At 63.9% G+C, this 5,601-nt stretch carries 5 protein-coding genes; 3 read left to right on the top strand and 2 right to left on the bottom strand.

Translation table 11 applies throughout. From position 1 onward, the window contains the following. The coding region (locus AC27IQ_RS18265; RefSeq protein ID WP_487090305.1) for an MFS transporter at positions 1 to 966 on the top strand (966 nt) is incomplete at its 5' end. Positions 967 to 1,038: 72 nt separating this feature from the next. After that, a complete protein-coding gene (locus AC27IQ_RS18260) occupies positions 1,039 to 1,932 on the top strand; it encodes a M28 family peptidase (protein ID WP_487090304.1) in 894 nt (297 codons plus the stop codon). Positions 1,933 to 2,199: 267 nt separating this feature from the next. On the opposite strand, the gene AC27IQ_RS18255 is transcribed toward AC27IQ_RS18260, so the two are convergent. Beyond that, entirely contained in the window at positions 2,200 to 3,012 is an 813-nt protein-coding gene (locus AC27IQ_RS18255) for a HEPN domain-containing protein (RefSeq protein ID WP_487090303.1), read from the bottom strand. 189 nt (positions 3,013 to 3,201) lie between these two features. Further along, entirely contained in the window at positions 3,202 to 4,458 is a 1,257-nt protein-coding gene (locus tag AC27IQ_RS18250; protein ID WP_487090302.1) for a cysteine dioxygenase, read from the bottom strand. Between the two features lie 253 nt (positions 4,459 to 4,711). Between AC27IQ_RS18250 and AC27IQ_RS18245 the strand changes: the two genes are divergently transcribed. Continuing rightward, positions 4,712 to 5,503, top strand: a complete 792-nt coding sequence (locus tag AC27IQ_RS18245) for a Nif3-like dinuclear metal center hexameric protein (protein WP_487090301.1) — start codon at positions 4,712 to 4,714, stop codon at positions 5,501 to 5,503. Positions 5,504 to 5,601: the final 98 nt, after the last annotated feature.

The raw sequence follows: 5,601 nt of genomic DNA, 5'->3' as shown, positions 1-5,601 counted from the left end.
TACGCCAGCATCGGCGTGGCGGCGCCGCTGCTGCTGCTGGCCATGCGCGTGCTGCAGGGCGCGGCCATCGGCGGCGAGATGCCCGGGGCCTGGGTGTTCGTGGCCGAGCACGTGCCCGCCAACCGCTACGGCCTGGGCGTGGGCACGCTCACGGCCGGCATCACGGGCGGCATCCTGCTCGGGTCGCTGGTGGCGATCGGCATCAACCGCAGCTACGCGCCCGCCGAGGTGCAGGAATTCGCCTGGCGCATTCCGTTCATCCTGGGCGGCGTGTTCGGCCTGGTGTCGGTGTACCTGCGGCGCTTCCTGCACGAAACGCCCGTGTTCCAGGAACTGGCCGCCCGCCGCGCCGTGGCGCGCGAACTGCCGGTCAAGACCGTGCTGCGCGACCACCGCGGCGCCATGCTGCTGGTGGCCCTGATGACCTGGGTGCTGTCCACCGCCATCGTGGTGGTGGTGCTCATCACGCCGACCTACCTGCAGAAGGTGTTCCACATTCCCGCCACGCTGGCGCTGGAGGCCAACGCGGTCGCCACGCTCACGCTCACCATCGGCTGCGTACTCGTCGGCTGGGCCACGGACCGCTTCGGCACCCGCCCGGTGATGCTGGTGGGCTGGGGCGGCCTGGTGGTCACCACCTATCTGTTCTACACGGGCCTGCCGGGCACGCCGGCCACGCTGGTGTTCAACTACGGGCTCATCGGCCTGTTCGTGGGCTCGATCGCGCTGCTGCCCATCGTGGGCGTGCGGGCGTTTCCGCCCGAGGTGCGCTTCACCGGCCTGTCCTTCTCGTACAACATGGCCTATGCGGTGTTCGGCGGCATCACGCCCATCCTCATCACGCTGTGGCAGCAGCACGACGTGCTGGCCAATGCCCACTACGTGGCGGCCATGGGCGTGCTGGGGTTCGCGCTGGGCTTCGTGCCGCTGGCTTCGCGCGGCTGGCAGCCTTCGGCGCGTACGTAAAGGGGAAGAGGGCGCCAAGACCCGACACTCCGGCGCGTTCAAACGGAATCGCGTCTCGCTTGAGAATTGAGAATGAACGCAGTTTTTCAGAGCCTGCTGCGAATTTGCGGCGCCTTGGCCCTGGTGTTGTTCGGCCTTCTGGCTTTCGTCGTGGCCATGACGACCATGCCGGGGAGTTCATACCGGGGACCGCTTCCCGCCATGAGCGCCCAGGAACGGGAACTCTCGGTGCGGCGCGAGGAATTCAGCGTCGCTGGCAAGGTCGTGCGCAACTTGGAAGTCACCATTCCAAGCCCGTCGGCGCCGGGCCGCAGTGCCGTCGTCATTGGGGCGCACTACGACTCGGCCCAAGGAAGTCCAGGTGCCAATGACAACGGCACCGGTGCCGCAGCGGTGTTGGAACTGGCGAAGAGCCTGAAAGCTGGCGCTGAAACCGCGCGGTCAGACGTCATCCTTGTCCTGTACACCAATGAAGAGCCCCCGTACTTTCGTACCTCACAGATGGGGAGCGTCGTTCATGCAAAAGGATTGGTATCCCGTGGCATGAAGGTCAAGGCCATGCTGTCGCTGGAGACGATGGGGTACTTTTCTGACGAACCAGATTCTCAAAAGTATCCCTGGCCACTCAACCAGTTCTATCCCAGTCAGGGCGACTTCATCGGCTTCGTCGCGACCACTGCCGATTGGCGCCTCGTTCGCCGAGTCGTCCAATCGTTCCGCGCGCAGGCGGCTTTTCCGTCCGAGGGAGTCGCTGCGCCCCGGTTCGTGCCGGGCGTGGATTTTTCTGACCACGCTGCCTACCTGGACGAAGGCATACCGGCGCTGATGGTGACGGACACCGCTCCGTACCGGTATCCCTACTATCACACGGCCCAGGATACGCCGGACAAAGTCGACTTCGACAAATTGGCGCGCGTGGTGTCGGGCTTGAACGCTGTCGTGCGCCAGCTGGTTGCGGGTGAGTAGGGGGCAGGCCGGAAACGGTCGGCTCGCGGTTTAGCGGTCCGGAGAGCCGGCGAGGTGACGCTCTGCGACGTTGCACCTTGTTTGCTTTTCAAGGACGTGGATCCTCATCACGCTGCGGCAGCAACTTCGATGGTTGGAAGCTGCTTTCGGGCATCGCAAGCCCCTGACCGCTATTCCGAATGACAAAGCACTGAATGCAGTGGTTATTGGGGTTTCGTTGATGAGCCGAGATCAATGCCACTAGCTGGGATAGCGATTGAAAAACTTTTAGAAGTGTCGTGCAGACTTCGCCGCTTTCTCTATTGCCTTGGTTTCCTTTGCCTTCTCGGCAGCTTTCTGTTTTGCGAACAGGCGAACGCCTTCGGCAATGTTCTTGGGAACAAACACGTACTTCTCAACTTCATCGATGATTTCAGGATGAAGAAAGAAGGGGGAGTTGCCAGCCTCCCAGTCAGGCCTCATCCTGACAACCTTGCGGTGTGAGGGGCCGAAGTAGAGGTTGTTCCAAATCAACGAATTACGAGCGGGATGGCTCCGTTCGGAGATGATCTTTTCTAGTATTCCGTGCTGTATGCACGTGCCCTTTTCGTTATTCTCCAGTGCGGTCTTAACGCGGTCTAGTTCGACGCTCAGCATGTTCTTCTTTGTGCCATCTTCAAGAACGATGTCGTAGTCAAGGGGCTGGCAATAGCGTCGAAGCTCCCACACCGCGTGATCGAGGCGAATGATGTCGAATTCCTCGGTGCAATACGAGGACTCGTAATAGCGAAACTCTGCTCCCTCTTCCTCAAGCCGCCTGATGAACTTTTCTGTCGCGGGCTTGAGATCGATGGTGAATTTGCCCAGCTTTTTCATTTGATCTATCCCTGCAAGTACCGCATGCCCGCGATGGACTTTTACACGGTTCAGAAGACAGATGCCTTTGACATACTTCTCTAAGCAGTGCAGCGCTGACCAGTGGAACGGCTGGATTAGCCGTGCCCTGTAGGCCATGCGGGCTGCGATGTAATCCTTGTCCGCGGTTTCGCGGAAAGAGCGGATAGCAAAGTCGTTCAGTAGTACGTCCATAGACCATGGCATAGCATGCTCCTACTCGGAAGTTATAAGTACGTGCTCATCTCGAAGCCACAGGGAGTCAGACAGGGTACGGCTGCAATTTGCATCAGTGAAAATGGGGTGGCAATCTGCGTGAGCGCCAGATCTTTGCCCTTGACGAGTCACCCGTGACGGTGCCGCGGGCGAACCATACTGGTGCGGGGCTACCGGGCGTCAGGCCGAGGTCGACGGGCTGTGCATCGCATCGGCCCATTCCTTCTGGATCAGCTGCTTGAATTCGCGATAAGTCCAGTCGGAATCGGGCTTGAAGTGCTCGATGCGCTGCTCCTTGTCGTCGATGTAGTCGAAGAACTCGTAGTGCTGGCGGTCCTTGTTCGCATAGCGGTAGCACTGGATGGTGGCGCAGAAGTCGCCGCCGGGCCGGGGCGACGGGTTGCTCAGCCGGTGGATCTGGTAGTACTGCGGCGTGAGGAAGGTCACGTCGCCCGCGTGCGCGAGCATGTGGCCCCAGGAGGTTTCGTCCTGCGGGCTGAGGGTGCCGAACCACTCGATCAGGATCTGGCCGTGCAGCACCTTGATGATCGCGTTGGCCTGCCCGTGGTCGTGGATGGGCGAATGGCTGCCCGCTGGCCAGACCTCCAGCACGTAGGGTTGGCCGGGCGAGTCGCCCAGGTTGCCGTCCAGCGTGATGCGCAGGTAGCTGAAGCCGCCTTCGCCGCCCGCCTTCTTCTTGAGTTTCTCGAAGCACATCTTGCCCGGCGTGACGATCGAATACTGGATGGCTTGCGCGAACTCCGGGAAGTCCGGTGTTTCCAGGCGGATGTTCGGCCCCGCCACGTTGGCGTAGAGCAGCTGGCATTCCTTGGGCAGGTTCTGCGCCACGCTGACGGTGTTCTCCGCGATGAGGTCCAGCGTGATTTCTTCTGGGCGGATGACGAGCGGGGCGGGGTCCAGATTGACCGGGATCGGACGCAACAGCAGGTGGGGGTGGTCGCCCGCGCCCCGCACCTCGACGTGCCGCAGCATGGGCGCGAGCGCACCGAGGCCGAGCGGGTCGGAGGTTTCCGGGAAGGCGTATTCGAGCTGCATCAGATGCAGCAGCATCTCGCCCTTGCCGTAGCGCAGGCGCCGGTTGTTGCTGTCCAGGCTGAGCCAGTACGACTGGTTCGCCGAGGGCTGCAGCAGGGCTTTCGGGGCGGTGCTGCGGGCGAGCTCGAAGCGCTCGCCGTTCTTTTCGACCCAGAGCACGGCACAGGCCGCATCCACCGTCAGGCCGCAGGCGCCGGCCGGGTGCTTGCCGGGCTTGGCCGGCCGCAGGGCGATGGTGAGCGAGCGCGTGCCCGAATCGGCGGGCAGGCGCACGGAGGCGGTGCCCTGGCCGGTGATCCGGAAATCGGCCTGGGAGGCGTCCTGGGAGACGAGGTGGAGCTTGATCGGCGAGACGGTGGAGGCGGGCTGTGCGTAGGGCATGGCTTGGCTTGGCGGAATGGAGAGATGGGTGGGGCGGCGGAATGGGGCGGTGCGGGCGTGCGGGGCGGCGGTGCGCGTGCATGAGTGCATGCGTGCGCACGGCTTCCGGTGGCCCGGAAAGTGTTGGTGCTGGTGGTGTTTTCCTCCCTGTCATGGCGCCGCCTGGTTGGCGGTCTGTGCGTCGGTGTTGCGTGCTTCGGTCTGCGGTCCGGCACTGTGCCGGCCTGGCGCGCGCCCTGCCACAATGGCCCGCATGACGGCCTCTTTTGTACCTTCTTTCATGCACGACTCCACCCCCGGGGTTTCCCGGCACGACCTGCAGCGCGCGTTCGACACCCTGCTGCAGCCCGAGCGTTTCAAGGACTACGGCCCCAACGGGCTGCAGGTCGAGGGCAAGGACCGCATCGCGCGCATCGTGAGCGGCGTGACGGCCAGCCGGGCGCTGATCGATGCGGCCATCGAGGACGGTGCCGATGCGGTCTTCGTGCACCACGGCCTGTTCTGGCGCGGGCAGGACGGCCGCGTGACGGGCTGGATGAAGCAGCGGCTGCAGCGCCTGCTGGCCCACGACATCAACCTGTTCGCCTACCACTTGCCGCTGGATGCGCACGCCGAGCTGGGCAACAACGCGCAGCTGGGCCGCATGCTCGGCGTGGCCGCCGATGCGCGCTTCGGCGAGCAGGACCTGGGCTTCGCCGGCCCCGCGGAGTTCGCCGACGCGCACGCCCTGGCCCGCCATGTGGAGAGCGTGCTCGGTCGCGCCGTGACGCTGGTGGCACCCGAGCCGCGCCCGATCCGGCGGCTGGCCTGGTGCACGGGCGGGGCGCAGGGCTATTTCGAGGGGGCGATCGCCGCCGGGGCCGATGCCTTCGTCACCGGCGAGATCTCCGAACCGCAAGCCCACCTGGCGCGCGAGACGGGCGTGGCCTTCATCGCGGCGGGGCACCACGCCACCGAGCGCTACGGCGCCCCCGCTGTGGCCGAAAGGGTGGCCGCGCAACTGGGCATCGCCCACCGGTTCATCGAGATCGACAACCCGGCGTGATTGCGGGCGGCATTACGATTGCTATTGAATTGATAGCGATATGCCCTAGTACTGTATTGCGCTGCAGGCCAAAAAATAGCCAAAGGCCCGGACGGTCC

It is taken from the genome of Acidovorax sp. KPB24-07 (genome assembly GCF_057543315.1).
This window is presented reverse-complemented; position numbering and strand designations above follow the sequence as displayed.